Annotated in this window: 32 protein-coding genes and 1 riboswitch; of the genes, 5 read left to right on the plus strand and 27 right to left on the minus strand. The window is 52.9% G+C overall.

Annotated elements, in window-relative coordinates:
- Positions 1-14: 14 nt before the first annotated feature.
- Both fin and pth read right to left on the minus strand, forming a co-directional pair.
- Positions 15-245, minus strand: a complete 231-nt coding sequence (gene fin / locus ABC336_RS14715) for an anti-sigma-F factor Fin (protein ID WP_413239349.1) — start codon at positions 243-245, stop codon at positions 15-17.
- Between the two features lie 125 nt (positions 246-370).
- The gene (pth, locus tag ABC336_RS14720) at positions 371-931 is read right to left on the minus strand and encodes an aminoacyl-tRNA hydrolase (protein WP_413239350.1); all 561 of its coding nucleotides are present in this window, start codon (positions 929-931) and stop codon (positions 371-373) included.
- Positions 932-1,063: 132 nt separating this feature from the next.
- Here pth and ABC336_RS14725 point away from each other — a divergent pair, with 132 nt between their 5' ends.
- Entirely contained in the window at positions 1,064-1,300 is a 237-nt protein-coding gene (locus tag ABC336_RS14725) for a hypothetical protein (RefSeq protein WP_413239351.1), read from the plus strand.
- Positions 1,301-1,398: 98 nt separating this feature from the next.
- Here the strand turns inward: ABC336_RS14725 and ABC336_RS14730 are convergent, their stop codons facing one another.
- From ABC336_RS14730 to ABC336_RS14795, 14 genes are all read right to left on the minus strand, one after another.
- On the minus strand, positions 1,399-2,046 hold the full coding sequence (locus ABC336_RS14730; protein WP_413239352.1) for a 50S ribosomal protein L25/general stress protein Ctc: 648 nt from the start codon (positions 2,044-2,046) through the stop codon (positions 1,399-1,401).
- A gap of 69 nt (positions 2,047-2,115) precedes the next feature.
- Complete coding sequence (glmU, locus tag ABC336_RS14735; RefSeq protein ID WP_413239353.1) at positions 2,116-3,519, minus strand: bifunctional UDP-N-acetylglucosamine diphosphorylase/glucosamine-1-phosphate N-acetyltransferase GlmU; 1,404 nt, start codon at positions 3,517-3,519, stop codon at positions 2,116-2,118.
- Between the two features lie 159 nt (positions 3,520-3,678).
- Positions 3,679-3,966, minus strand: a complete 288-nt coding sequence (gene spoVG, locus ABC336_RS14740; protein ID WP_020620824.1) for a septation regulator SpoVG — start codon at positions 3,964-3,966, stop codon at positions 3,679-3,681.
- Positions 3,967-4,096: 130 nt separating this feature from the next.
- Positions 4,097-4,495 carry a RidA family protein gene (locus ABC336_RS14745; RefSeq protein ID WP_413239354.1) on the minus strand — a complete coding sequence of 133 codons (399 nt, stop codon included), beginning with the start codon at positions 4,493-4,495 and terminating at the stop codon, positions 4,097-4,099.
- Positions 4,492-5,337 (minus strand): pur operon repressor, encoded by an 846-nt coding sequence (gene purR / locus ABC336_RS14750; RefSeq protein ID WP_413239355.1) that lies wholly within the window; start codon positions 5,335-5,337, stop codon positions 4,492-4,494. Before purR ends, ABC336_RS14745 begins: the two co-directional genes overlap by 4 nt.
- A gap of 81 nt (positions 5,338-5,418) precedes the next feature.
- Entirely contained in the window at positions 5,419-6,273 is an 855-nt protein-coding gene (gene ispE / locus ABC336_RS14755; protein ID WP_413239356.1) for a 4-(cytidine 5'-diphospho)-2-C-methyl-D-erythritol kinase, read from the minus strand.
- Between the two features lie 232 nt (positions 6,274-6,505).
- On the minus strand, positions 6,506-6,685 hold the full coding sequence (locus ABC336_RS14760; protein ID WP_413239357.1) for a small, acid-soluble spore protein, alpha/beta type: 180 nt from the start codon (positions 6,683-6,685) through the stop codon (positions 6,506-6,508).
- A gap of 198 nt (positions 6,686-6,883) precedes the next feature.
- A complete protein-coding gene (gene veg / locus ABC336_RS14765; protein ID WP_413239358.1) occupies positions 6,884-7,156 on the minus strand; it encodes a biofilm formation stimulator Veg in 273 nt (90 codons plus the stop codon).
- A 158-nt stretch (positions 7,157-7,314) separates the two neighbouring features.
- A complete protein-coding gene (gene yabG, locus ABC336_RS14770) occupies positions 7,315-8,199 on the minus strand; it encodes a sporulation peptidase YabG (protein ID WP_413239359.1) in 885 nt (294 codons plus the stop codon).
- Between the two features lie 89 nt (positions 8,200-8,288).
- Positions 8,289-9,185, minus strand: coding sequence for a 16S rRNA (adenine(1518)-N(6)/adenine(1519)-N(6))-dimethyltransferase RsmA (gene rsmA, locus ABC336_RS14775; RefSeq protein WP_413239360.1), 897 nt, complete (start codon positions 9,183-9,185; stop codon positions 8,289-8,291).
- A 4-nt stretch (positions 9,186-9,189) separates the two neighbouring features.
- The gene (gene rnmV / locus ABC336_RS14780) at positions 9,190-9,750 is read right to left on the minus strand and encodes a ribonuclease M5 (protein WP_413239361.1); all 561 of its coding nucleotides are present in this window, start codon (positions 9,748-9,750) and stop codon (positions 9,190-9,192) included.
- Positions 9,751-9,919: 169 nt separating this feature from the next.
- Positions 9,920-11,071, minus strand: coding sequence for a resuscitation-promoting factor (locus ABC336_RS14785; RefSeq protein WP_413239362.1), 1,152 nt, complete (start codon positions 11,069-11,071; stop codon positions 9,920-9,922).
- 265 nt (positions 11,072-11,336) lie between these two features.
- Positions 11,337-11,536, minus strand: a riboswitch (cyclic di-AMP (ydaO/yuaA leader).
- A 181-nt stretch (positions 11,537-11,717) separates the two neighbouring features.
- Positions 11,718-12,485 (minus strand): TatD family hydrolase, encoded by a 768-nt coding sequence (locus ABC336_RS14790; protein WP_413239363.1) that lies wholly within the window; start codon positions 12,483-12,485, stop codon positions 11,718-11,720.
- Between the two features lie 38 nt (positions 12,486-12,523).
- On the minus strand, positions 12,524-13,816 hold the full coding sequence (locus ABC336_RS14795; RefSeq protein ID WP_413239364.1) for an HD domain-containing protein: 1,293 nt from the start codon (positions 13,814-13,816) through the stop codon (positions 12,524-12,526).
- A 278-nt stretch (positions 13,817-14,094) separates the two neighbouring features.
- Here ABC336_RS14795 and ABC336_RS14800 point away from each other — a divergent pair, with 278 nt between their 5' ends.
- On the plus strand, positions 14,095-14,349 hold the full coding sequence (locus ABC336_RS14800; protein WP_020620812.1) for an AbrB/MazE/SpoVT family DNA-binding domain-containing protein: 255 nt from the start codon (positions 14,095-14,097) through the stop codon (positions 14,347-14,349).
- 518 nt (positions 14,350-14,867) lie between these two features.
- Here ABC336_RS14800 and rsmI read toward each other — a convergent pair.
- The 10 genes from rsmI to ABC336_RS14850 form a co-directional block, all read right to left on the minus strand.
- Entirely contained in the window at positions 14,868-15,776 is a 909-nt protein-coding gene (gene rsmI / locus ABC336_RS14805; RefSeq protein WP_413239365.1) for a 16S rRNA (cytidine(1402)-2'-O)-methyltransferase, read from the minus strand.
- The gene (locus ABC336_RS14810; protein ID WP_413239366.1) at positions 15,773-16,558 is read right to left on the minus strand and encodes a tRNA1(Val) (adenine(37)-N6)-methyltransferase; all 786 of its coding nucleotides are present in this window, start codon (positions 16,556-16,558) and stop codon (positions 15,773-15,775) included. Before ABC336_RS14810 ends, rsmI begins: the two co-directional genes overlap by 4 nt.
- Before the next feature lie 89 nt (positions 16,559-16,647).
- Positions 16,648-17,040: an initiation-control protein YabA gene (locus tag ABC336_RS14815; protein WP_413239367.1), complete on the minus strand. Its 393-nt coding sequence runs from the start codon at positions 17,038-17,040 to the stop codon at positions 16,648-16,650.
- Between the two features lie 31 nt (positions 17,041-17,071).
- On the minus strand, positions 17,072-17,872 hold the full coding sequence (locus tag ABC336_RS14820; protein ID WP_413239368.1) for a PSP1 domain-containing protein: 801 nt from the start codon (positions 17,870-17,872) through the stop codon (positions 17,072-17,074).
- 4 nt (positions 17,873-17,876) lie between these two features.
- On the minus strand, positions 17,877-18,854 hold the full coding sequence (gene holB / locus ABC336_RS14825; RefSeq protein WP_413239369.1) for a DNA polymerase III subunit delta': 978 nt from the start codon (positions 18,852-18,854) through the stop codon (positions 17,877-17,879).
- A 17-nt stretch (positions 18,855-18,871) separates the two neighbouring features.
- Positions 18,872-19,315: a YaaR family protein gene (locus tag ABC336_RS14830; RefSeq protein ID WP_413239370.1), complete on the minus strand. Its 444-nt coding sequence runs from the start codon at positions 19,313-19,315 to the stop codon at positions 18,872-18,874.
- A 72-nt stretch (positions 19,316-19,387) separates the two neighbouring features.
- Positions 19,388-19,717 carry a cyclic-di-AMP receptor gene (locus tag ABC336_RS14835; RefSeq protein ID WP_020620805.1) on the minus strand — a complete coding sequence of 110 codons (330 nt, stop codon included), beginning with the start codon at positions 19,715-19,717 and terminating at the stop codon, positions 19,388-19,390.
- Positions 19,718-19,771: 54 nt separating this feature from the next.
- Entirely contained in the window at positions 19,772-20,425 is a 654-nt protein-coding gene (gene tmk / locus ABC336_RS14840; protein ID WP_413239371.1) for a dTMP kinase, read from the minus strand.
- A gap of 67 nt (positions 20,426-20,492) precedes the next feature.
- Positions 20,493-22,016, minus strand: a complete 1,524-nt coding sequence (locus tag ABC336_RS14845; protein WP_413239372.1) for an aminotransferase class I/II-fold pyridoxal phosphate-dependent enzyme — start codon at positions 22,014-22,016, stop codon at positions 20,493-20,495.
- A gap of 82 nt (positions 22,017-22,098) precedes the next feature.
- Entirely contained in the window at positions 22,099-22,284 is a 186-nt protein-coding gene (locus ABC336_RS14850; protein ID WP_413239373.1) for a sigma factor G inhibitor Gin, read from the minus strand.
- Positions 22,285-22,516: 232 nt separating this feature from the next.
- Here ABC336_RS14850 and ABC336_RS14855 point away from each other — a divergent pair, with 232 nt between their 5' ends.
- Positions 22,517-23,047: a transposase gene (locus tag ABC336_RS14855; RefSeq protein ID WP_413239374.1), complete on the plus strand. Its 531-nt coding sequence runs from the start codon at positions 22,517-22,519 to the stop codon at positions 23,045-23,047.
- A gap of 177 nt (positions 23,048-23,224) precedes the next feature.
- Here the strand turns inward: ABC336_RS14855 and ABC336_RS14860 are convergent, their stop codons facing one another.
- The gene (locus ABC336_RS14860) at positions 23,225-23,590 is read right to left on the minus strand and encodes a winged helix-turn-helix transcriptional regulator (protein ID WP_413239375.1); all 366 of its coding nucleotides are present in this window, start codon (positions 23,588-23,590) and stop codon (positions 23,225-23,227) included.
- A gap of 222 nt (positions 23,591-23,812) precedes the next feature.
- On the opposite strand from ABC336_RS14860, the gene ABC336_RS14865 reads away from it, so the two are divergent.
- Positions 23,813-24,598: an alpha/beta fold hydrolase gene (locus ABC336_RS14865; protein WP_413239376.1), complete on the plus strand. Its 786-nt coding sequence runs from the start codon at positions 23,813-23,815 to the stop codon at positions 24,596-24,598.
- Positions 24,599-24,612: 14 nt separating this feature from the next.
- Positions 24,613-25,131 carry a dihydrofolate reductase family protein gene (locus ABC336_RS14870; protein WP_413239377.1) on the plus strand — a complete coding sequence of 173 codons (519 nt, stop codon included), beginning with the start codon at positions 24,613-24,615 and terminating at the stop codon, positions 25,129-25,131.
- The last annotated feature ends 218 nt before the right edge of the window (positions 25,132-25,349 follow it).

A 25,349-nucleotide genomic window follows, 5' to 3' on the forward strand; every position in this document is an offset into this window, starting at 1 on the left:
TCCGGCACCCCCCGCTACTGCAAAGGACTGGTCACCAGGAGCAGTTCGGGATTCGCATCGATCGCTTCACTGCAATAATCACAGACGACCTTCACTGTGACATCTCCATTAGGGTTATACGCTATTATATCGTTGCGCTCCTCAGGGGTCAAGAAATGAAAGCCAAGTCGGGCTTCCGAGATCATCTCTCCTGCCAAAGAACCAATCGATGTCTTGCAGTGTCGACAAATGTAATGTACCGCCATTGTATGCCTCCTGAAGATTCGTTATGTCTTCAGTATGCCCAATTAACAGAAAACCTATCGTAAGAAACATCAAAGCTCAAAAGGTTGACGTTGCTTCGTGATCAACAGTGGACGCTTTGAACTACCTACCGGTTGAACTTGCCCATCGTGGACTCCCAGGGATGCCCCAGCGCATGCTCAATCGCCTCGCAGGCGTATCCGATCATCTCCGACAACGGCTCCCGTTCGCTCTTGGCAAAGCCCGACAATACGTAATCGGCGATATCCCCCCCCGGCTCCGGTCTGGAGATGCCCATCCGCACCCGGTTGAAGATCTGTGTCCCGGTGTGCGCGATGATGGACTTAATGCCGTTATGCCCCCCGGCGCTCCCTTGGTACCTCAGCCGGATGCGCCCGATCTGCGTATCAAGATCGTCGTAGACGATAATGGCTTCGCTCAGATCCGCTTTGTAATAATCCAGGAATGCCCGCACCGATTCGCCCGACAGATTCATATAGGTCATCGGTTTGAGCAGAGCTACCTTCTGACCGGCGACATGGCCGTCGCCCAGCAACGCCCGGCATTTGCTCTGGCTGACAGGGATGCTCCAGCGGCGGGACAGCTCGTCAATCACCATAAAACCGACATTATGTCTGGTGGATTCGTATTTCGATCCAGGATTTCCCAGGCCGACGATCCATTTCATGCTTGCTCCCCCTCAAGTAAATACGATAGAAATTTGGTTGTTTCCTGAATATGTGCTCCCGACTAAGTAATATTTTTGTAGGATGCAACGAATTGACCGCGTTAATTGTCTACATGTATGAGGTGATCTTTTATGAGTAATGCGCTGATCGACAAGATTGTAGACAATGTCTACATCAATGGACAACAATTGTACGACAACCAACACTTTGAAGACCACATCCATCATGCCGTACCCGTCCAAATCTACCTGGACCGCGAGCACAGCGACATTGGCTTCATTGAACACTACTGCCCCGATTATGTCAAGGTTAACAATGTATTCTACAGACGCTCCCAGTTTACTTTCATATCCAGGCCCGGGTATTAAAGATTGCCGCCTTGTCCGCTATCCAACACAAAAGAGGATTACCTCGAAGGTAGACGAATCTACAATCGAGATAATCCTCTTTGGCTGTGCGGACCCGCTTAGCCTTGTTCTTCCTCGGCAGCAGACTCTTCCTCAGCCTGTTCTTCTTCGTTGCTCGGCTCGGCGGTTTCTTCCGCTTCCTCGTCCAGCTCTTCCTTCTGCGGCGCCAGAACCGAGACGATGACCATCTCCTCATCGATAGAGGCGTTCACGCCTTCAGGAAGCTTGAGCTCGCTGGCCGCAAGACTCTCACCGATCTGCAGCTCCGATACATCGATCATGACCGACTCCGGGATGCTGTTGGGCAGACAAGTAATCTCCAGCTCGTGCAGCACCACCTGCAAGACGCCGCCTTCCTTGACGCCCGGTGCCTCCCCGACAACCTCGATGCGAACGGAGGTCTTGACTTCACTATTCATATCGATCTGGAACATATCGATATGAAGCAGCTTCTTCGACAGCGAGTCCCGCTGGATATCCGTTATCATAACCGGCTGTTTGCCAGCCGCTGGTACATCAATTTCCACAACTGCATTGGGATTGGATCTCAGTAGTGCCTGCAGCTCTTTTTCATCCACGGCGATCGGCGAGGCCTGCTTGATCTTCTGGCCGTATACGACGCCCGGGACCTTGCCCTGCTGGCGCAGCTGATTCAGTTTGCCCTTGGATTGCGCTTCTCTCTTCTCTACTTTCAGGGATACACTCATCTAGGAAACCTCCTTGGTTCACACCTGATCTCCTACTATGATTACCCACCAAGGGCAAGCTTTAAACTTTTAGGTTGACGAATCCTTCTTTTCTTTTTTGAGCTTGGCGCGGCTGCGGATCTTGGCGGCGTAGCCCGGCTTGTTGACCTGCCGCTCGCGAGCGATAGCCAGATCGTTCTCCGGCACGTCCTGGGTGATCGTCGAGCCTGCTACCACGTAAGCTCCGTCGCCGATCCTTACGGGCGCGATCAGATTGACATTACTGCCCACGAACGCGCCGTCGCCGATCTCGGTAACAGCTTTGTTATAACCGTCATAGTTGACTGTGATCGCACCGCACCCGATATTGACGTCCTTGCCGACCTGGGCATCGCCGACATAGCTCAGATGCGAGACTTTGCTGCCATCGTCCAGCACTGCATTCTTCAGCTCGACGAAATCGCCGATCTTGCATTTGCGGCCCAGCTTGGTCCCTGGCCGCAAGTTGGCGTAAGGACCGACCGTTGTCTCATCGCCGATCTCCGATCGGTCGGTGACCGAATGCTTGATGCAGACACCCTGTCCCGTGACGGTATCCGTCAAGTCAGCCTGTGGTCCAATCACATTATCCTCGCCGATGATCGTACTGCCTCGCAGTATCGTCCCCGGATAGATCACCGTATCGGCTCCGATCGTTACCCCGGCCTCGATATAGGTCGCAGCCGGATCGATAACCGTGACACCGCCGATCAGGTGGCTGCGGATGATCCGATCCTTCATGTACCGTTCCGCCTCTGAGAGGGCGATCCGGTCATTGACGCCGATCGCTTCCGCTTCATCGCCTGTGCAGTGCGCCAGGACACGCTCGCCGCTGCGCTGCAGGATACCAATGACATCAGTCAGATAATATTCGCCTTGGGCATTTTGGTTGGTCACTTGTGAAAGCGCATGGAACAGCTTCTGATTATCGAAGCAGTAGGTGCCTGTATTGATCTCCCTCACCGCTCCCTCTTCGGGGCTGCAGTCCTTCTGCTCAACGATCCGCTGCACCCTCTCGTCGCTGCCCCGGATCACCCTGCCGTAGCCTGTCGGATCTGCCAGCTCAGCCGTTAGTACCGTGGCCGCGGCTCCGCTCGTCTCGTGTACGGTCAGCATGGCCTGCACAGTCGCAGCTGTCACGAGCGGCGTGTCTCCGCAGATGATGATCGTCGTCCCTTCCTCCGAGCCGAGCAGCGGCTCGGCTTGCAGCACGGCATGGCCCGTACCTAGCTGCTGCTCCTGAAGCGCATACTCCGCTCGCTCGCCCAGATAATTCTGCACGGCTTCAGCGCCATGCCCCACGATAACTACCGTCCGCTCGCACGCAGACGCCTCTACGACGTCCATCACATGGCCTACCATCGGCTTGCCGCATACCGGATGAAGCACTTTATACAGTTTCGATTTCATTCGCTTGCCCTGGCCTGCAGCAAGCACGATCGCCATTTTTTTCAACAGATTATCCTCCCATTATGCACATGAATATATGAAGTCTTGGACATCTACCATACAGAAAAAATTATGTCAGGCTCACACTTGCTATCAATATATCGTATTCCGGAACAAAAGAAAAGAGAGCCCATATCAGGCTCTCCGTTCGCAACCCCTGTTCCATTATGCACCTTCTTCAATCGCAACTTCTTCTTCTGTAGCCGCTCTCTCATACTCAGCGAGGACGGCTGCCTGGATCTTCTCCCGGGTGGTCGAAGAGATCGGATGGGCAATATCGCGGAACTCACCATCCGGTGTCCGTTTGCTAGGCATCGCTACGAACATGCCATTGTTGCCGTCAATGACGCGAATGTCATGAACAACAAATTCATTGTCAATGGTAATCGAGGCGATGGCCTTCATTCTCCCTTCGGAATTAACGCGGCGGAGTCTGACATCGGTAATCTGCACTTGTGTTCACCACCTTTGCCTGTTAGAAGACTTGGTGTATTATTCCACACAGCTGTGCAAAATCCTTCTTTTATCTGGAAAAAACATGGCCAAAATCACAATGTTTTTTCCATTTGAGGAACTTTCGATCTTATTCGACACCAATCGATACGATCAACTCAATTTCGACAAGCACATCCTTAGGAAGACGCGCGACTTCTACGGTCGAGCGGGCAGGCTTGTGATCGCCAAAATAGCTGGCATAGATCGTATTGATCGCTGCAAACTGTCCCATGTCCTTAATGAACACCGTCGCCTTGACGACATCCTGGAAGTCTGCGCCGGCTTCGGCCAGCACCGCTTTGAGATTCGCGAACACCTGGTGGGTCTGCTCCTCTGCACCGCCGGCTACCACCTCGCCGTCCAGTCCTAGCGGGATCTGGCCGGAGGTAAACAGCAGGTTCCCCACTTTCACTGCCTGAGCGTACGGGCCGATCGCTGCCGGCGCCTGGTTGGTGGATATCGGTGTCGGCACAGCTTTATTCGTCATGATGAAGCCTCCTCGGATTTGGTAAAGTAATTGCCCGGCACCACGCTTGTCTGCTTGGACTTCAGATCGACTGCAGTAAGCTTGGCGAGGGACACATAATCTTCAAGCAGCCGTTCATCGCGGTCGATCTCGCCGGATTCGACGAGGACGCCTACGCCGGCTACGGTAGCGTTGAATTCGTAGAGCAGATCCATCATTCCCTGGATCGTCCCGCCAGCCTTCATGAAGTCATCGATGATCAGCACACGGGATTGTTCCTTAAGCGCCCGCCGGGCCAGCGACATCGTCTGGATGCGCTTGTTGGATCCCGAGACATAGTTGATGCTGACGGCGGAGCCTTCCGTTACCTTATTGTCCCGGCGGACAATAACGACCGGCAGGTTGAGAAAGGTAGCGGTAGCGTAAGCAAGCGGGATGCCTTTGGTCTCAACGGTCATGATGACATCCAACTCCCGGTGTGCAAAGGCAGTGGCGAACATCCGTCCGACTTCGTTCATCAGATTGGGCTGGCCCAGCATATCTGTCATATACAGATAGCCTCCTGGCAATACACGCTCCGGCTGTTCCAGCTCTCGGCAGATGTTTTTGATAATCGACAGGGAGACGCTCTTATTCATCTTCGGCATATATTTGACCCCGCCCGCTGCGCCCGCAAGCGTACTCAGCTGACCGAGACCGTCTTCTTCGAACACTTCCTTGATAATGGCTAGATCTTCGCTTATCGATGATTTGGCAGACTGATAGCGGTCGGCAAATGCAGTAAGCGATATGAGCGTATGGGGGCGGGACAACAAATACTGCGTCATCTCAACCAGCCTCGCGCTCCGTTTCAACTTTTTCACGATGTCTCCCCCCGCTAAACCCGAATGTTATATAGGTAATATAACATTTTTATACGGGTTTCCACAAGGAAAACGTTAATTTCATGTTAGCATTCTTACCACATAAACCTCTTTACAAAAGCCTCGAAGCCCATTATAGATCCGCGCGACCTTCGATTCCCGCGAAACCAGGCCAAAAACGGTCGGCCCGCTCCCCGACATTAGCACGCCTTCCGCACCAAGCTTGCACATGCTCTCTTTTAACTGCTCTACTTCGGGATATAGTTTCAATGTTACGCTTTCTAACACATTGCCCAGTTGCTGACACATTCCCGAGAACGATCCTGCGGCAAGCTCAGCTGCCATCGCTTGCGTCGACGGATGGCGCTCGACCTGGTTCAGACGGAAACGCCCGTAAACATCGGCGGTTGACACATTGATCGGCGGCTTGGCCAGGATTACCCAGCATTGCGGCGGACCGGAGATCTGCTCCAATTGCTCTCCACGTCCTCTAGCGATCGCTGTACCTCCCGTGACACAGAACGGTACATCCGAACCCAGCTCGGCTCCGAGCCGGCTAAGCTCGTCCAACGGGATCTGGAGCCCCCAGAGCCGATTTAGTCCCCGCAGCGCTGCTGCTGCGTCGCTGCTGCCTCCTGCCAGGCCGGCAGCGACAGGGATCTTCTTGTCGAGATGGATATAGACCCCTTTATCAACCTTGTATCGCTCCTTGATCAGTTTGGCTGCCTGGAACGCCAGGTTCTTCTCATCCAGAGGGATATAGCCCGCCTGGCTTGAGATGACGATCGTATTCCGGGACAGTTCCTCCATCTCCAGCCGGTCTGCCAGATCGACCATGGTCATGATCATCTCTACCTCATGAAAGCCATCCTCCCGCTTGCGGAGCACATCGAGCATGAGATTGATTTTGGCTGGCGCTTTCTCGTAAACTTTCATCCTTGTCACCCGCTCATCGTCGTTTACAGCTTCACATATACAAGGAAATAGAAGCCAAGTAGGACAGTGAAACCTAGAGCGCTTGCGGCAGGCCGCATCGTCGTTCTCACGCCTTCCGCAAGCGCCATCTTTCTTATATATTAACAAATGGTCACAAGAAAAGCTAAGCAGATTGGGTTTCCTATCCGGGAGACCCGATCTGCTTAGCTTATTTGCCTGCAGGATATGCGTATCAAGGCTTCTTGCTGGCTGCTTGCTCGGCTAGCTGAATGGCCCGTTTCACCATATTGCCGGCATCTTTGGCCGTGATCCCGCCCCAGCCATCCTTCTGTACGGTATCGTAGAAGCCCAGATCCTTGGCCAGTTCGTTCTTCAAGCCCTCGGACATCGTACTCCTTCTTCTTCTGCTCATGATTCGGGTCTCCTTCTCGATCGCTGTAGGGTTACCCCGTCCTTAGTATCGGCAGCGGCATCCCGATTCATGCCTGGCATAACCCTACAAAGTGCGGCTTGGCTTCGAAGCGTACTCAGGTGCTTTGCGGGGGCCCCGGAAACATCAATAAAAAAAACAACCCGGATCATCTCCGGGCTGCAAGGGTAAAGCATCGTTCTATTGAATGTGGTTAATCCGAACCTCGCCTTCGTCATTGCGAACAGTGACTTCCACAGATTCGGTCAATATATCTGCATAGCTGTAAGAGACGCGTTTAAACGCATGTTGATCTTGGTCCAGCTTGACAATGAAAACAGAGGGGTAGATTTCTTCCAGAACGCCGGTGCGTTCAATGGTCTTTCGGCGACCACCGTTTGCTCGAAGACTGATCTTGGATCCAACATGGGCTTCCAAACTTCGTTTGATCTCCAACAGCGAATTTTTTGCCATTGTTCACAACCACCTCTTTCCTTAAACATTATAACCAAAAAGAGGGAGCTTGTCAAACGAAGAGAAATATTATAACAGCGAAGCAAAGTTCTTGTCAATGAGGGATTTGCCTAATTGTGGCTATTTGCCTCCAATTTCCCCCATCGACCCTTTGCCAGCTACAGTGTCACAGCCGATTGCGGGGTTCGCGGCTTCGGCATCCCGACACGATGACGGCCCATCGTCTCGATGCCGCCCACCCCGTCTACGCCGCTGATCGTCCCCTGGATGACCTCAGCCAGGTTGATCGTCTCCCTCATCGGGGTATAGCTCGATTTGATAGCGATGTAGACGGGGTCGAGGGCATGGATCAGGATCCGCCCAGGCGAGCTGGCAAAGTTGGCGCCGGCCTGCAGGAGCGCCTCAAAATGAGACTGGCAAGCGCCAGCGACCACGATAAGCCCGTCGCGGCTTTTCTCATACGCTCTGGCCACACGCACAGCATTCACAAAGTTCTGAGAATTCTTGTAGCTGGACAAGTGATACAATTCTTCCTTCGGCCGATGCTTGAGGACACCGTCATGTCCGGTTATAACTACGATATCTGGACGCACCTGCGGCAGCAGCCGCTGCAGGAGCTCGGGCATCTGAGCCTCATTGGCATGCATGCCGTGGGCCGGCACCCGCATCTGCTGGTACAGCTGCATGCTCTTCTTCATGTAATTGCCATCGCCGTCCAGATGGAGCACACGGCCAGGCAGCTCGAAGAACGCCTGGTCCCGCGGGATACTATGGCGTTGGATGACTTCGTCCCGCTGCGCCTGCTGTTGTCGTACCTGCTCCTGTACCATACGCTGCATCGTCGCAGATACCTTGACCCTGACCTGCTGCGTTACCCGCGCGGTCTCGGGATGCGGCACCACGGACAGGTCGCTTACGGGAGCGTCGGCTAGCAGACGATAGTCCGTGCCCTTGAGGACGGCTATAGCCTGGCGGAGCTCCTCGACCCGGAACAGCACATCGCCGCCATACGAATTGCGGACCACCAGATCGCCTAACTTCATGATAAGATCACCTCTTCGTCTATCCTATGGGCGAACGACGGGTTTGGTGAGCAACGGCCTGGCCGCTTTTGATCACGAGGCAATTCAGCCTACAGGTCCCAGCCCGCTCCCAGCAGCGCCTCGCTGACCGCCGCGAACTCCGCCAGCGACAGCGTCTCGCCGCGCCTTGTCGGTGCGACACCGATTTCCTCTAACAATCCGATCAGTGCCTCGCGGCGTTCTTTGCCGACGAAAGCGGTGAGGTTGTTGGCGAGCGTCTTGCGCCGCTGCGCAAAGCTGGCCTGCACCACGCGGAAATAGAAGGTCTCGTCGCTTACACGGACGGGTGGCTCCTTGCGCAACGTCAGCTTGATGACGGCGGAGTCTACATTGGGCTGCGGGATAAAAACGGTATGCGGCACGGTACAGACAAGCTCTGGCTCGCAATAGTACTGCACAGCCACGCTCAGGCTGCCGTAGACCTTGCCTCCCGGACTGGCTGCCATCCGCTCTGCCACTTCTTTCTGGATCATGACGACGATGTTCTCCAGGGGCAGGCGCTCCTCGAGCAGCTTCATCAGGATGGGGGTGGTTACGTAGTAAGGCAGGTTGGCAACGACGCTGACGCCCCCGCAGCCCTCAAACTGCTGCTCTAAGAGCTTGCGCAGATCCAGCTCCAGGACATCGCCCTGGATCACCTCTACTTGGGGGGTATCAGCCAGGATATCCCGCAGAATCGGGATCAGCCGCCTGTCGATCTCGACTGCCGTCACCTTCCCTGCAACTGCCGCCAGTTCCTGGGTCAACGCACCGATGCCGGGTCCGATCTCCAGTGCGCCTTTCGTCTCGTCCAGCCCGGCGCTCTCGACGATCTTTCGCAAAATATTGGGATCGATCAGGAAATTCTGACCGAGACTTTTTTTGAATGAAAACCCGTACCGCTTAATAATCTCCTGCGTTCTTCTGGGTGTACCGATCCCTGTCAGGATCTCCTGCTGCTTGTCCATCCGATCAGTCCTCTCTTTGACTCGGCTGCATGCTCTCTAGCTGCGCATACGCTTGGATAAACTCCGCTTTGGAGATCATAAACGTGCTGCAACGCTTGAAGAACTGCTTGCCGTTGGCATATCCGATACCGAGCAGATTGCCCATGATCAGTCTGCGGGAAGCCGCCTCGGGATGTACGATAAGTCCGGCAGCGATCAGATCATCCCAAGTAATCTCGGGCACTCCGTCCGTCACCTCGGTGCGCACCTGGCTGAGAGCTCGCCGGATGGCCTCCGGTTTGGCGTTCTCCACGCCGATATCCCCTTTGTACAGCGCATCCTCCTGGGGGAGGAAAGCATGCTTGCATCCGGGCACGCGTGCAGCTACGATTTTGCGGATGCGCTCCCCGGCATGATCCGGATCCGTAAAGATAATGACGCCCCGACGCTCCATCGCGAGTGCCACCCGCTTCAACACGGCCTCGCCGATCGCCGAACCGCCGGTCTCGATCGTCTCGGCCTCTACCGCCCGCTTGATGGCTACAGTGTCGTCCTTGCCTTCGACGACGATAATTTCCCTTATCATATTTTATCTCCATCTGCATCTGATTTTGGATTAGACCATGTCCTTCTGAAGAAGAGGTTATAGACTGCCCCTTCCTTTGGACAAACATGCAAAAAGAAGAGGGGTCACCTCTTCTTATGATGGCATATTTGCATGTAAAAAGCGATATGATTAAAGCAAATGCACGGTGCTAGCTAGCCTTGGGCTTGTTGGGACCGATCACGTGAACGGTATACCCCTTCTTGCGGCCAAACTTCTTGGCATAGGATTCGCTCTCGTAATAAACATCGATCTTGTTGCCCTTGATCGCGCCGCCGGTATCTTCCGCGCGTCTTAAGCCGATGCCCTCGATATATACCCACCAGCCGATCGGGATGACTTTGGGATCCACAGCGATGGTGCGCCCTTCCTGGACCTTCGAGCCCGAAGCGGTGATGCCGTATTGCGGGTGACCCTTACTTTTTCCAGTCGATGCCACATGAGCGGTATAAGCAGTCAATGTGACATTCTTCAACGTCTTTTGGGCCTGGAACGAATAGTCCTTCGTGCTGACCGATTGTGCCGATTCCGAGGCAGGCGACGAGAGGACGCTCACCTTCGGTTCCGGCTTTTTGGTTCCTACGGCGACGACCTGCTCGACAGCAGACGTCTCCATCGATTTCAGGATCATCTTCTCAGACACCAGTTGACCGTCTTCATACACTTTCTCAAACTGCTTGACGAGCAGTCCGTCCTGTCCGGCCTGGATGACCTTCTGTTTGCCTTCTGCCAGCTCAGGATCTTCTTTCTGGACGACCTTAAACGGCATTTTATGCTGGGTAGTCTCCACTTCCGTGTCGACCCGTACGACCGATACCGTCACGTCCGAATCGATCGGCGTAGACAGTGCGGGATGTACTCTATCTTGTTCGCGGATGGGAATATTAAAAGCTTCCATCGCGTCTTTGACGGTTTTCTCCGTGGTGAAATACGTATTGGACTTCCCGTCCGCTTGAACGGTGACCGCTCTCGCATGGTCGATCACGACCTGGTCTCCATCCTTGATCGAGGCATTCGTCGGCAACGACAAAACGTCGTGCGGTCCGATCTCGATCGACTGCTCCGCCAGCAGACGGTCCAATGACCACTGCTTGGTCGATACGATCTGCTCCTGTCCATTGACCACTACCGATACGCTCTTCTCTGCCGTACCGTACAGCAACACCAACAACATGAAAGTCATAGCGATTGAAATGATCGCACTCAGAAGAATCAAACGCAGGTTTTCATGCTTCCATCGCAATGCGAAAGACATGCTGGATGATCGTTTACCATGGGTATCCTTGATTTGGAACATGCCCACTTCCTCGGTCCTCCTTCATAGCCGCCGCCTGTGAACTTACGCATGATACTTGGCGTGACTATCTTAGAATAGCGTGCAAGCACGCACTTCCAGTGTCCTCGTATACCCCACCTCCATAAAACACCCTATGTCGAGGCTTTACGCAATATTCAAATCTTAGACGACTCTAATCTTCCAAGATGCGAAAAGGAAGCCTTTCGACAGAGGATCTGTTTCGTGGCTTCCGGATGAATAGAGATTCATACAGAATGGGGTTTACACGAGTTTGATCTCTCTTTGGACGCTGACGAGGTTAGCTGACGGGTTCGGACATGAGAGTCGCCCTATCGGAAGGTGCCGGTTTCGACGATTCAGCCCTTCACGAATTCACCCCAAGGAAGAAAACCGGGCAGTCGCAAGTGGGATAGCAGACTGACGATTTTGGTTCCCCCGTTCTTCAAATCGAAGATTAAGCGAAACTGGAAATTGGATACATTACTCAAGCTCTGAGAAGAATCATACCTTCTTTGTACCCTCATTGTAAAGATCGCTTAAAAGACGATTTTAACGAATTTTTAGGAAAATCACCGTCTTATCCCGGGATTTTTCGGTTGAAAGAGACTTTTTTCATACGATTCGTTCGAAATCCTAGCGATTTTGGCCTTTTTCAGCCTAATCGAAAACAATTCTCAGCGTTCTCGGTCGTAATTTTTGAAATTTCTTCCAATGTTTTTCCTTTCATTTCCGCTGCAGCCTCAGCTACCAGTCGCACATAGGAGGGTTCATTCCGCTTTCCTCGAAATGGATGAGGAGCCAGATAAGGGCAATCTGTCTCGATCAAAAGCCGGTCCAGCGGAACGTTCTTCAACACCTCTTTAGGAACCCTGGCATTCTTAAAAGTAACGGGACCGCCGAGTGAAATATAGAAGTTCATATCCAGACATTGGCGAGCCGTTTCCCAGCTTCCGGAAAAGCAATGCATAACCCCGCCGATTTCCTTCGCATTCTCTTCTCTAAGAATATTGACGATATCCTCGTGTGCGTCACGATTATGGATAACCACTGGTTTGCCGACCTTCCTGGCCAATTGCAGCTGCTCCCGGAACACCCTTTTTTGGACATCTTTGGGAGAGGTGTCCCAGTGATAATCCAGTCCGATCTCGCCGATCGCCACCACCTTCTCATGACGCATAAGCGAAGCAATCCAATCGAGATCCTCCGGCTTCATGTGGATGCTGTCGACCGGATGCCAGCCCACTGCAGCATAGATAAAATCATAGGTTTCGGCAAGCTTCAGAGTGGTGGGAATCGTCTCACGGTTGAAACCGATATTGATCATCCGGTCGATCCCCGCCTCCCTTGCTCGACTTATCGTTTCTTCACGGTCAGCCTCGAAAGCTTTTGCATCCAGATGCGTGTGTGTGTCGATAATCATGACGAATTTCGACCCCTTTCTTCTATTATTACAGTTTTTTAATCTAGGCCGAATAAGACTCTCGTTTCATCTGACAAGAGGTGCGCTTTTTCACGCAGCAGCTCTTCCGGAAAATAGAGATGATACTTGCCGTGATGCAGTCCGGTAATCGAGGTGACGATGTCGGATTTTCCCGATATTTCAGCTAATTGGTCGTCCCCACTCAGCATCAGGATCGGCGGTTTTTCTTCACCATCACCTGTACCTGGACGGTATACATCATAAGAAAGATCATACGGAAAATCAATCTCCAGATGGTAGTCCGGATGCAGTCCCGCCCTCTCCAGTTCCCTGCGGATCATCGACCAGCGAGCTTCATCGGGCTCGGTCACGGTTATATACTTGTATAAGCGACGGTGCAGGAACCGATGGCACAGATCGGACAAGATCGCATCCTCCTCCGAGACCCACTCCATAAAGATCGTCTGTACCATGGCTTCGTCCAATCGAAAATAATCCTCGATCTCCAGGGTGCCTTGCAGGAGGCTTTCGAATGGCCTCATCATTGTTCGGAATGGGTACCTACCCACATAAAGTTCCTTTGCTCTTCGAAAAATCTGTCTAAGGATAATCTCTGAACTGCGTGTAACCGGATGGAAGTAAACCTGCCAGTACATCTGGTATCGGGACATTAAGTAATCTTCCACCGCATGCATGCCGCTCTCCTTGATTACGATACGTCCCTTGTAGGGCCGCAGTACGCGCAAAATCCGGTCCAGATCGAATGTGCCATAATTGACACCGGTGAAGTAGGCATCCCTCAGCAGATAGTCCATCCTGTCGGCATCCATCTGACTGGAGACAAGGCTGACGACAATCGGCTTGGCGTATGTTTTGCAGATGACGGAGGCGACTTGTTCGGGAAAATCGTGCGAAATCGTGCGAAGTACGCGGTTAACCTCTGTATCTTCGAGCAAAAAACGGCATGTCCATGCTTCGTGATCTGTATCAAATACCTGCTCGATCGAGTGGGAGAACGGCCCGTGCCCCAGATCGTGAAGCAGAGCTGCACAAAGGGAGACAAGCTTTTCTTCCTGAGGCCAATCGGGATAGTGGCTGCGCTCAAACTGCGAGATGATTTTACGAGTAATCTCATACACGCCTAAGGAATGTGAGAATCGGCTGTGCTCGGCGCCATGGAAGGTAAGGTATGAAGTACCAAGTTGTCTGATACGGCGAAGGCGTTGGAATTCCTTGGTATTAATAAGATCCCATATGAGCTTGTCCTGCACATAAATATATTTATGCACCGGGTCTTTAAATACTTTTTCTTCAGCCAGTATCCGTGACATGACGATCACCTCTTCGATATTTTTGTCGATTATTGTTCAATATTTCGACACAGAATGTCGGCACTTTGTCGAATGATGTCGAGTTTTCATTTCCAAGGCCAGCAGCTTGTAGTATGCTTTACAGGGACCCACTCCCCTTACCATTAAGCCAAAGTTAGTTTTTTTGCAGAAAAATTTAGGTTGACTATTTTGGTAATGGTTGGTATTATAGATTACAGAAAACGTAGTATTTTGTCGAATAGTGACGAATTCAACTTTGAGAGGGGCAACAATAGATTATGATGAAATCAACAGGAATTGTACGTAAAGTTGACGAACTGGGCCGCGTCGTTATTCCAATCGAGCTTCGCCGTACACTGGGCATTGGCGAGAAAGACGCCCTTGAGATCTATGTAGACGGCGAGCGCATCATGCTCAAGAAATATGAGCCGGCTTGCATCTTCTGCGGCAATGCCGAGAATGTCACTTATTTCAAAGGGAAAATTGTCTGCAACGAATGTATCTCTGAATTGCCTGAACCTGTGACAAAATAGGCAAAATCGGTTATAATGAATCCATAATCAACTTGGTAATTCTAACCTTTTTCATACTCCTTGATGCCTCCCTGGGCGAACCGACCAGGGAGGTCTTTTTTTGTGGGGATGAAGGCGGTAATAATCGTAGTCTTGGGGCACCCGAGCAAGGTCAAACCTCCAGTCGCTGTTGTTCATGAATGTCTGGAATGTCTAACCCTAACGAGGGTGACATTCATGAACAAAGGCGAACGTTAAACGCTTTCTGCAAGGTGAAACGGCTGTCGCCGTCCTTGGCGGCGCAGCGCGTTTCATTCCGGAGAATTCTAAGCTGATATATATGTGCAACATATAAATTCTTAGAATTCAAGGTGAAACGGCTGTCGCCGTCCTTGGCGGCACAGCGCGTTTCATTCCGGAGAAATACAAGTCAAGTAGATAGGGGAATCCTATATTTTCTTGTATTTCAAGAAAACGACCTCGAAAGCATATGCTATACCTCCTCCGGTTTCGACCTTACTCTTGGCCGCAGACAAATATTATTTATCCTCTTCATCGTGTTTCTTCATTAGAGTGTTATATACCTCTCTACGAGGGAGACCGCGATCCTGGGCGGTGCGGCGCATCGCTTCCTTGCGGTCGCCGGTCAGCTCCTCATAGTGGCGGACATGGTCCTCCAACGACAGGGTTGACCACCAGGCCACATCTCCGGATCGCTGCGATTCCGCTCCCTCCGGCAGGCGATGCTCGGCTCCCGCCACTACCACGACGTACTCGCCTTGCGGGGGGTGCTCGTCCAGCCATTGCAGACATTCCTTTACGGTCCCTCTTGCTACTTCCTCATAACGCTTCGTCAGCTCTCTCGCCAGCGCGATCTGTCGATCTCCCCAGGCGTCCGCGATCGCCTGCAGCGTCTTCTGGAGACGATGCGGCGATTCGTAGAGGAGCAGTGTCCCTTCCTGTACGGCCAGCTCTTCCAGCCAAGGCTGCAGCCGCTTCTTCTCCCGGGGCGGAAAGCCGGCGAATGTAAAGCGCTCCGTAGGCAGCGCAGAGACGATCAGCGCCGAGAGCGCTGCATTGGCCCCAGGGATCGGCACGACGGGGATACCGCCGTCTGCTGCCGCCATAGCCAGCTCACTGCCTGGATCGGAGATAGCCGGCAGGCCGGCATCACTGACCAGCGCGATGTTCTGTCCCTGCTCGAGCATTCGGATTAGCTCACTGCCGCTGGCCTGCTTGTTATGTTCATGATAACTTACCAGCCGTGTCTGAATCTCGAAGTGTGTCAGCAGTTTTCGGGTCTGTCGCGTGTCCTCGGCAGCGATGAGATCCACTTCACGAAGCATGCGTACTGCGCGATACGTCATATCCTCGAGATTGCCGATCGGGGTCGCAACCAGATACAACGTTCCTGTCTTATGGTCGGCAAAGCTGCGCTGGATGTTCATCGACCCACTCCCTCCCCGCCCGAAAGCTCGCTCTTCGCACCGTAGTAGATTTCTTTGAGCTCCTCAGCGTACTCTCGTTGCTCATTGTAGACGATCAGGGGCGGCAGCAGCCGCAAGTCCGGTTTGGCATCACGCATCGCCTCGATGAGCACCATGTTGGCTTCGCCGCTGGCATGCGGATGCACGAATCGCAGACGCTTGGGCTCCAGTCTGACCTCCCGCAGCGCTTCGAAGATCTCAGCCAGCCGCGACGGCCGGTGCACCATCGACACACGGCCGCCGGTACGAACCAGACGCGCACAGGCTGCAGCCACGTCTTGCAGCGTGCAATGAATCTCATGGCGGGCAATCGCATAGTGTTCATTGCGATTATGATCGCCGGCCAAAGGCGGCATATAGGGCGGATTGACGGTGATCGCATCATAAGTGCCATAACCGCCTGTTCGGTGGTATTCTCGCAGATCTCCTTCTATTATATGTATCCGCTCCTCCAGCCTGTTGGACTGCACGCTGCGCCTAGCCATGTCGGCCAGTCGCGGCTGGATCTCCACGCCATCGATCTGTGCCTGGGTCCGCGTCGTCAGCAGCAGGGGGATCACGCCATTGCCGCTGCAGAGATCAAGGATGCGTCCATGCTGAGGCACTCCGGCGAACCTGGCGAGCAGCACAGCATCCATGGAGAAGCTGAACACCTCCCGGCTCTGGATAATCCCCAACTCGTCCGTTACCAAATAATCATATCGTTCATTGTCATATAGCACCGGTTTGCAGCTTGCTTCCATTCCTTATGGACCTCCCACCGTAGATTGAAACAGATCTGTAATATCAAGAAAAGACCCGCACGGGGTCTTATCTCAAAATCTAGGCTATGCTACTTGCTGAGAAATGACAAACAAAACAGGCAGTCGCCTTCGGTACGAAGATGACCGTAGTAGACATTGCAGATATGAAAGCCCTCATGATACAGTCGGGCCAGATTATCATAACCTTCTCCCACAGCGGACGCCGCAGGATCGCCAGTGTTCGGCTGATCTTCCTGCGACGCAGCGGCGGCGCTTGTCCGCAGCTCGCCTTGCGGCACGGCCTGTGGACGATCTGTCTTTTCTTTGAGCACCTTGCGCAGCCGCTGATTTTCCATACTGAGCCGTTGATTCTCCTCGAGCAGAGCCTTGATCGTCTGCTTCATATCGCCCAGTTCGGTATGAAGTCCGCCCACATGGGTTTCCAGCTGATCCATTCGTTTAAAAATCTCACTTTTTCCCATGGTTCCACCCCAGAGCGTGCTATCATTCCATTTATTTGACGACAACTTCGTCGAAAGGCAGCTCTTTCGACTTGCCTGTATCGAACAACTGGACATACACTGTCCGTTTGGACGCATTAAGCCCGGTTACCTTGCCTTCGCCCAGTGAAGTCACGACGAACTTGCCGACTCCCGGCATTTCTTCACGGGCACTTTCATAATTGTCATGCTCGTACTTCAGACAGCACATCAATCGTCCGCACAAACCGGAGATCTTGGTGGGATTCAACGAGAGGTTCTGATCCTTGGCCATCTTGATCGACACCGGCTCGAAGTCCCCCAGCCAAGTCGAGCAGCAGAGCAATCTGCCGCATGGTCCGATGCCCCCGAGCATCTTGGCTTCGTCGCGCACACCAATCTGACGCAGCTCGATCCGGGTACGAAAGACACTCGCCAGATCCTTGACCAGCTCTCGGAAGTCCACACGTCCTTCAGCGGTGAAGTAGAAGATAATCTTGTTGCGGTCAAACGTAAACTCGACATCGACCAGCTTCATCTTCAGCTTATGATCTCTTATCTTGTCCATGCAAGTGGCAAATGCATTCTTGGCCGCAGTCTTATTCTCTTCTACCACACGTGCATCGGCATCCCCGGCGATCCGGATGACTTTCTTGAGGGGCAGAACCACATCTGACTCACCAACCTGCTTCTGTCCGACCACTACTCTGCCGTATTCGATGCCTCGGGCGGTCTCCACGATCACATGCTGATCCTGGGCCACCGGATGCTCGACCGGATCGAAGTAATAGATCTTGCCCGCTTTCTTAAAGCGGACACCGACTACATTATACAAGGGATTAAACCTCCTGTAGCTGTACTAAGAATTGCTCAAACGCCAGCTGTGGCGCTACGTGAGCCCGCAAACGCCTGCCTGTCTCCAGCGCATGCTCCATACAGGCGACCCAGCCTGCGGGTGAACGCTGGAAGGCATGCTTGCCGATCCATTCCAGCTGATCTATAAAAACGATGCTCTCTTGCCTGCCGGCCTGAAAGTGAATCATATCCTTGAACCATAAAATCAACATAGACAACAACAGCTCGGATTGCTCGGCCCGGTCCGTCTTGAATACCTGCTGCTGGGCGGTAATCATCGCGGAGGCCAACCGGGTGAAGCTCTCCTTGCCTAATTGTATCACTACATTTCGGATTTCTGCAAACCCCTCTTGTTGAATAAGGTCGCGGCATGCAGGCAAACCGGAAGCCAGGTGTACCGCGACCCGGCACAATACAGCGGGATGTCCTTCGGCTTGCAGAGACTCCAGCATGGCGTGAGGCGCCATCGGCAGAAAAGGGACGTACTGGGTCCGCGAGCGGACCGTCGGCAATACTGCTTGTCCATTATCCGTGATCAGTATCGCGACGATCGGCGATTGGGGTTCCTCCAGGAACTTCAGCAGACTATTGGCAGCCTGCATTGTCATCTTCTCCGCCTGCTCGATGATATAGACTTTACGCAGCGAACCACTGTTACGGAAAGCCAGTTCCCGCTGCAGCTCCCGGATCTGATCGATTTTGATCGAAGCGCCATCAGGCCCGATCTGATACAGATCGGGCTGGTTGCCATTATCGAACTTGCGGCAAGCCAGACAGCTCCCGCAGGCGTCATCTCCACCGGCTTCGCAGAACAGCGCCTTGGCAAAGGCGAGCGCCGCGTGCTTGCGCCCGGTTCCCACAGGCCCGCTGAACAGGTATGCATGAGCGACCTGTCCCCGCTGCAGCGCGTGCTGCATCAGACGTATCGCCTTAGGCTGCCCGACAATATTTTGAAAAGACATTCAGCTTCCCTACTCTCTCAAAAAAACAGGTTGATCAGCATGCCGCGGATCTCGCCGACCCGCTGCAGCAGCTGAATCCGGCCATCCTCGGACTCCAGCAGATCCTCTGCCATAAGGACAAGCGCGGCATCCACCTCTTCCAACAGCTTGTACCGCTTGGTGCGGCCGCGGCGGTCCCAGCCCTTCGTATCCTTGAGACCGATCCCGCGGCGTACGGTATCTTCCAGGAACTTCTTGACCATCTGGCGGTAGAGCTTCAGCTCGCGGACCGTCATCGAGCGTGCCAGACGTTCTCCCTGCCGATGAATATCCTGCAGTCTGCGCTGCAGCTGCTCCTGTGTTCGTTGGTGATCCTGCTGGCCCATCACATCGGAGAAGCTCTTGGCCTCGACCGGACGCGGACCGAGGTCGGTACGCGTCCGATCCTGACCGAGCGGGCGGAAGCCCGGATTTATCTTCATCTCAACTCACATCCAGTTTCAGAGATTGTTCAAAAAGTCCGCTTTTGATCACCGAACTTTTTGAACTCTCATTTAGAAATGCTCAAACCGCTCGACCGGCACGACGAACACCGCAGCGCCGCCGACCTGAACTTCTACCGGGAACGGGATATACGAGTCTGTCGTTCCACCCATCGGAGTTACTGGAGACACCATCTGGTCCCGAATCTTACAATTGGATCGGATGACTGTCATTACGTCATGGACGCGCTCGTCCTCGATCCCGATCATAAATGTCGTATTGCCGGCTTTTAGGAAACCTCCTGTACTGGCAAGCTTGGTCGCGCGGAAGCCTTCCTTGACAAGTGCATTGGACAATCGGTTGCTATCCTTATCCTGTACGATCGCAATGACGAGTTTCATCACTAATCCCTCCCGGATGATCCATATTAGATAGATAAGATATGAGTACTCTTATCATTTGACATGGGACGCCAAAAATCCTCCCAAACGTTTCGTAACAAGCGCAAGAACTTGTGCCAAGACCCGATCAGGCGCCTGCTCGGCATCGATCTCCACGATGCGGTCGGCATATCGGCGCAAAAGGATCCGGTAACCTTCCCTTACCCGGGTATGGAAAGCGATGCTCTCCAGATCCAGCCGATTGACCTCGCGACTGTCGCCGCTGCCGATCCGCTGCAGCCCGATCTCCGGCCGGACGTCCATGTAGATCGTCAGATCCGGCATCGTCCCTTCCACTGCAAACCGGTTGATCTCGCCCACTTCATCCATGCCTAGTCCCCGGGCATGACCCTGGTAGGCCAGACTGCTGTCGATGAACCGGTCACAGATGACGATCTCGCCGCGCTCCAGCGCGGGGACCACCTTCTCGACCAAGTGTTGCCGTCTCGCCGCCGCATACAGCAGGGCTTCTGTCCGCGCATCCATCGCTGTATGATCCTTATCCAGGATCACGTGGCGGATCCGTTCGGCGATCGGGATGCCCCCAGGCTCGCGGGTCGTCATCACTGCACGTCCGGCCTCCGCCCAATATAAGCGCAGCGATTCGATCAATGTCGTCTTACCGGCACCTTCGCCGCCCTCAATGGTAATAAAAATTCCTTTTCTCACTTGCACGATCTCCTCAATCTCACCCAGTAGTTGTTCCTTTAGTGTACCATGAAAAGGTTATCCGCGACTAAACTGTTTTTATCTGCCGCACCCTCAGCGTGGACAAGGATGGATCTGCCGCGCCTTGACACTTGGCACCTAATGCAGCCAGTTGCCCGAGTCGTACTGCAGTATCCCCGGATATTCTCTCCCCTGCGTAGAGCAGCGGGATCCCCGGAGGATAAGGCGTGATCATCTCAGCAGCTATCCTGCCTTCAGCCTCTGACAACGGGATGGTTTCGATCAATTGATCACCGTCCAAGTGCAATCCGAATGGGATGGGCTCGGAGAACCCGCCAAGCGGAGAGTCGGATGCTTGGTGGAGGGCAGCTGCCAGCACGCCGGATGGCGGGGGGGATATCTTCACGGTTTGTTCTAGTTTTTCATGAATCTGCTGTAATGCTTGCAACAGCGCCTCCACATCTTGTGCTGTCGTACCGATGCCGAAGATCAGTACGACATACACCGGGTCCGCCATCTCCGCCCAGCAGCCCCTCTCTTCCAGCATCTTGTGAAGCTCATACCCTGACACTCTACCCTTCCGGTCTCTGATCGCTGCCCGTAGGGGGTCATAATAATCATAATCTGCCGGGACTTGTCGCTCCCCTTTCCTGCTGTAGCCTACGGATTCAAAATCCGTCTCAAGCGCCAACCGTTCTCGAAATATGCGAGCGTGAGCCAGCCCAGCATCGAATAATGTCGTTCCGTCGCTATCGATCATTGCCCGGGCAATATCCAGCGAGGCCATGATCGGGTAGGAAGGACTAGAGCTTTGCAGTGTCTGCAACATCTGTCGAATGGAAGAACGCTCGATTCGATTGCCCTGAAGATGCAGCATCGCCCCCATGGTCATTGCAGTCAAAGTCTTGTGGGTAGACTGAACGACGCCGTCGGCTCCATCCTGAAGCGCGCTTCGCGGCAGTTCGGGATGGAGACCATAATGAGCACCATGAGCTTCATCCACGAGGAGCGGCCGCCCATAGCTGTGCACCAACTGAGCATAAGCTGCCAAACTGACTCCCAGACCATAATAGTTAGGGGTGCTAAGGAGGACAGCCTTGGCCTGCGGATATTGCTGCAGCGCCGCCTCCACATCTTCGAGAGCTGGGATAAGAGCAAGCCCCGTGTCCCCGTCCATTCGCGGCGAGAGGAAGACAGCGCAGGCTTGGGCCAGTTGTAACCCATGAACAACGGATTTATGAATATTGCGCTGGACGATGAGGATGTCCCCGGGCCTGCAATGCGCCAAGATAAGTGCGAGATTGCCGGATGTGCTGCCTCCGACGAGAAAACAGGTTTCTTCAGCACCGAAAGTTAAAGCAGCCAATTGTTGCGCTTCCCGGATCACCCCTTCGGCTTGGTGAAGGTCGTCGGTATCGGAGAGCTCGGTTACATCGAGCGGGAGGAGCTCCCGGTATTCAGAGGCGATCTGCCGTTCCTCCCATGCACGCCCCATCCCGTGGCCGGGTACATGAAAGCTGTGCGGGCCAGCATCCCGATGGCGGCGCAGTGCTTCGTAGAGAGGGGCCCGCCCTTTATTAGATGATGGCATATTCATTCCTCATTCCTATAACACGTTGTCCTTTAAATTTGAAAAAAAGAGACGATACTCTTTGAAAAAGAGTTCCTCTCTATCAGGCATTTTTTTGAATCCATAGCTGTTTCAGTTGATGAATATAAAAAGGATATTTTTCATCTTTTACATCGGTTCGTACCATCTCGCGCTCACAGACGTCACAAATGAATTGGGTGACGATCGTAATGCCTTCCGTTTTTTCCAATCCGCACACGATACAGATGTGACGATGCTCCTCATGCATGTACATCCCGCCTTTGACCGTATAATACGTGTATCTCCCTACTAGTATGCCATAATCTCTACTATAATATACTTGTTTCATAGCATAAGAGGAAACTTTTTTATATTATATGCGATGTAAAGTCCGTTGGTGCCCAGATCATCATAAACATCTGGCCGGATTCTTCCGATAGTATCTTTGATAACGGATATTCCATTCGGCTTGATCCGATCATAGGGGTTGAATTGTTGCCATGCAAAGAGCTTCTGTTCTGGATAGCAATGCCACGGTCTATCATTACCAACTGGTACGCAAAATCCCAGTGCATCAGGAGTCATTGATCAGCTATGGGATCATCTCGCTGCTGCTGCTCGGTTTTCAGTACGCCTTCTACGGGCAGGAGGGTGTCATGCATTGGGCGCTTGGGCTTCCGGCAGTTGCGTGGATCCAGTGGCTGATCCTGCGATTGACGATGTATCGGGTCGACGAAGGTGACGACCGCCGCTGGGGGTGGCGCTTCCGTCTCCCCTGGAGCGGTTACCTGCCCATCCAGATGGTTGAGCTGGCGCAGTTCCGTCGGCTGCACCGGCATCTCATCTGGCTCGGGTTGTGCACGATCGCCATTGCTTACCCCTGGGCGCCGGAATCGCTGCTGCTCAGCCTCATCTGCTGGCATGTCTGGCTGTTGGCTCCTCGGCTGGTCATCCTGCGCAAGCTGCGCAAAGCGCGCCGGGATGGCGTGCTCCGCTTGAATGAACAAGAGGTGCTCTTCTATCACCGGTAGGGTCAGCGTTTAAAGTTAATGCAGAAGCTACGAGACAACCAGTTAGGTAATTATGTGGGCGGTGCAGAAGGACAGTTAAAGTTACTTAACAACTAACCTCTGTCTCTCTGCCCGTCGCCTCCACCTCTCTTGTCACGAAGGGATAGCCCCTTTCGTTTATATGCATAATTTTCCACTTCACATTAATTCCTCAGCTTCATGATCCCTCTCAATCGTCTTGTTCCGAAGATATCCGCCATGCTCCTGGGTCCAATTCCACATCGATTCAAAAATCGGTTGCAGTCCCTTTCCACTCTCGGTAAGGTCGTATTCGACATGCAGCGGCACCCCTGGATAAATTGTGCGTGTGACGATCCCTTTCTCCTCTAACAATCGCAAGCGGTCGGTCAGCGTTTTGGGACTAATCGGTTGCAGTTTACGACGCAACTCGCCAAAACGCCGGTTCCCGTTGAATAGCTCAAAAAGGAGAAGAAGCATCCATTTGCCATCCAGGATTTTCAGGATAGGTTCAACTGTACCAGGACAGGATCGATCCATCATCATGATCACTCCATAGTTCATTTTTTGAAACTATTGCACTTTAATGTAACTACTTTTCAAATGTATCACAATTCAATTAAGATGTGAAGCAAGGGCGGGATAACATGTAAGTCATCCGTTAGAAAGGAGGAATCCTCTTGAATCGACCGTTTGAATTAGACTCAATGGAGTACCCGTTCACCGATCACTGGCTGCCTTACAGCGACGGTTATATCCATTACGTCGATGAAGGTCAAGGGCCGGCAGTTCTTCTCCTGCACGGTAATCCTACGTGGTTCTTATCTTTATCGGAACGTAATTAAGGAGCTACGTGCGGAGTTTCGCCTTATCGCTCCGGACTACCCCGGATTCGGGATGTCGAAAGCGCCTGGCGGCTATCGGTTTACGCCACAAGAGCAATCAAAAGCCATCCATGATTTGATCCAACATTTGAATCTAAAGGAATTTATTCTAGTCGTTCAGGATTGGGGAGGTCCCATCGGCCTGAACTACGCAGTACGGCATCGAGATGATTTGCGCGGGATCGTTGTGATGAATACTTGGGCATGGCCCGCGAAAATATTGCCGATGAAACTGTTCTCGCTCATTATGGGTGGCTGGCCAATCGGATACTGGTTTCAGACACGGCTTAATTTTTTCGCCAAAGTCATTGTGCCTCACGGGATCTATCATCCTGAAAAAGTTACGGATCGTTTGCGCAAAGCTTATACCGATCCATTCCCGACTCCGAAGTCCAGAATTCCGACATGGGTTTTTCCAAGGTATATCCGTAAGGCACGAGACTGGCTCGCCGACATTGAGACGAAGATGACCACTTTGTCTGATTTACCCGCACACATTTTGTGGGGAACAAAAGATAGCCCCGGCTTCCCACTCGAGCAGATGGCCAAATGGCAGAAGTACTTGCCGCTGAACGAAACCGAGATCCTTGAAGATGCTTCGCACTATGTTCAAGAAGATCGTCCGGATCGGGTAACAGCAGCTATTCGAACATTATCGAAACGTATATAAGGAGGAGAAATACTATGAAAAACATTCTATGGGCGACCTTAACGGCTAACGGCAATTATGCACAATCCAGCCCCGATAACCCTCCGAGAAAAGAAGCGTTAGAGGACTTCTTCGCAACTGCCAAAATGGCAGGAAATTTCATTGTAGGGCGTCGGACCTTCGAAGGAATGCGTGGCAACGGTGGACCTGGGCCCTTTGCTGATATCGATATTGTTGTCGTTTCTAAAAGCGCGACGGATATTCCCGGAGTAAAGGTTGCAAGATCACCAGAGGAAGCCACAGATTACTTGGAAGAGAGAGGCCATCAGACCGCTCTAATTAGCGGCGGCGCGGATATCCACAACTCATTCCTGGGACAAGGACTTGTAGACGAACTGATTTTCAATGTGGCTCCTATATTGGAAGGGTCAGGGTTGAATCTCCTCCTTGACAAAGATAACTATTGTTTTAAGAATGTGCAATTATTGGAGTGCAAGCCTCTCGGCAGTGGCGTTGTTCAACTGCGCTACGCGGTTGAACGAACCGCTTTCTAGAAGCTTCAACTATAATATCCGTATTCCTCCAGTTTTACTCTTTGTCGGGCTCAGACTACCCTCATTGCAGGTCCTCAGGTAACAGATCGTTCTTCCGATCGCTGTTGTTCCCCGATTTCTTGATTTTGGCCCCCTTTTAAAGGGGGAAATCCGGGACAGCGTATGCTTCCGAAGCTAACTTTTCTGCGAAAAGCTGTCAGGCGAACATTACGGAGCTT

Source organism: Paenibacillus jepli, assembly GCF_047238105.1.
Taxonomy (GTDB): domain Bacteria; phylum Bacillota; class Bacilli; order Paenibacillales; family Paenibacillaceae; genus Paenibacillus_D.

Bases quoted from the DNA above. Each gene is read 5' to 3' on its own strand.
- ABC336_RS14730 (WP_413239352.1), bottom strand. From the start codon at position 2,046: ATGAGTGTATCCCTGAAAGTAGAGAAGAGAGAAGCGCAATCCAAGGGC.
- rnmV (WP_413239361.1), bottom strand. From the start codon at position 9,750: ATGATAAGGGAAATTATCGTCGTCGAAGGCAAGGACGACACTGTAGCC.
- ABC336_RS14810 (WP_413239366.1), bottom strand. From the start codon at position 16,558: ATGGAAGCAAGCTGCAAACCGGTGCTATATGACAATGAACGATATGAT.
- ABC336_RS14815 (WP_413239367.1), bottom strand. From the start codon at position 17,040: ATGGGAAAAAGTGAGATTTTTAAACGAATGGATCAGCTGGAAACCCAT.
- pth (WP_413239350.1), bottom strand. From the start codon at position 931: ATGAAATGGATCGTCGGCCTGGGAAATCCTGGATCGAAATACGAATCC.
- ABC336_RS14760 (WP_413239357.1), bottom strand. From the start codon at position 6,685: ATGAGCAGAAGAAGAAGGAGTACGATGTCCGAGGGCTTGAAGAACGAA.
- ABC336_RS14725 (WP_413239351.1), top strand. From the start codon at position 1,064: ATGAGTAATGCGCTGATCGACAAGATTGTAGACAATGTCTACATCAAT.
- ABC336_RS14860 (WP_413239375.1), bottom strand. From the start codon at position 23,590: ATGATGATGGATCGATCCTGTCCTGGTACAGTTGAACCTATCCTGAAA.
- ABC336_RS14850 (WP_413239373.1), bottom strand. From the start codon at position 22,284: ATGCATGAGGAGCATCGTCACATCTGTATCGTGTGCGGATTGGAAAAA.
- ABC336_RS14855 (WP_413239374.1), top strand. From the start codon at position 22,517: ATGCAAAGAGCTTCTGTTCTGGATAGCAATGCCACGGTCTATCATTAC.
- ABC336_RS14835 (WP_020620805.1), bottom strand. From the start codon at position 19,717: ATGAAACTCGTCATTGCGATCGTACAGGATAAGGATAGCAACCGATTG.
- ABC336_RS14865 (WP_413239376.1), top strand. From the start codon at position 23,813: ATGAAGGTCAAGGGCCGGCAGTTCTTCTCCTGCACGGTAATCCTACGT.
- ABC336_RS14800 (WP_020620812.1), top strand. From the start codon at position 14,095: ATGATGAAATCAACAGGAATTGTACGTAAAGTTGACGAACTGGGCCGC.
- ABC336_RS14795 (WP_413239364.1), bottom strand. From the start codon at position 13,816: ATGTCACGGATACTGGCTGAAGAAAAAGTATTTAAAGACCCGGTGCAT.
- veg (WP_413239358.1), bottom strand. From the start codon at position 7,156: ATGGCAAAAAATTCGCTGTTGGAGATCAAACGAAGTTTGGAAGCCCAT.
- holB (WP_413239369.1), bottom strand. From the start codon at position 18,854: ATGTCTTTTCAAAATATTGTCGGGCAGCCTAAGGCGATACGTCTGATG.
- yabG (WP_413239359.1), bottom strand. From the start codon at position 8,199: ATGAAGTTAGGCGATCTGGTGGTCCGCAATTCGTATGGCGGCGATGTG.
- ABC336_RS14845 (WP_413239372.1), bottom strand. From the start codon at position 22,016: ATGCCATCATCTAATAAAGGGCGGGCCCCTCTCTACGAAGCACTGCGC.
- fin (WP_413239349.1), bottom strand. From the start codon at position 245: ATGGCGGTACATTACATTTGTCGACACTGCAAGACATCGATTGGTTCT.
- ABC336_RS14745 (WP_413239354.1), bottom strand. From the start codon at position 4,495: ATGACGAATAAAGCTGTGCCGACACCGATATCCACCAACCAGGCGCCG.
- rsmA (WP_413239360.1), bottom strand. From the start codon at position 9,185: ATGGACAAGCAGCAGGAGATCCTGACAGGGATCGGTACACCCAGAAGA.
- ABC336_RS14870 (WP_413239377.1), top strand. From the start codon at position 24,613: ATGAAAAACATTCTATGGGCGACCTTAACGGCTAACGGCAATTATGCA.
- rsmI (WP_413239365.1), bottom strand. From the start codon at position 15,776: ATGAACATCCAGCGCAGCTTTGCCGACCATAAGACAGGAACGTTGTAT.
- ABC336_RS14790 (WP_413239363.1), bottom strand. From the start codon at position 12,485: ATGATTATCGACACACACACGCATCTGGATGCAAAAGCTTTCGAGGCT.
- ispE (WP_413239356.1), bottom strand. From the start codon at position 6,273: ATGAAAGTTTACGAGAAAGCGCCAGCCAAAATCAATCTCATGCTCGAT.
- ABC336_RS14830 (WP_413239370.1), bottom strand. From the start codon at position 19,315: ATGAAGATAAATCCGGGCTTCCGCCCGCTCGGTCAGGATCGGACGCGT.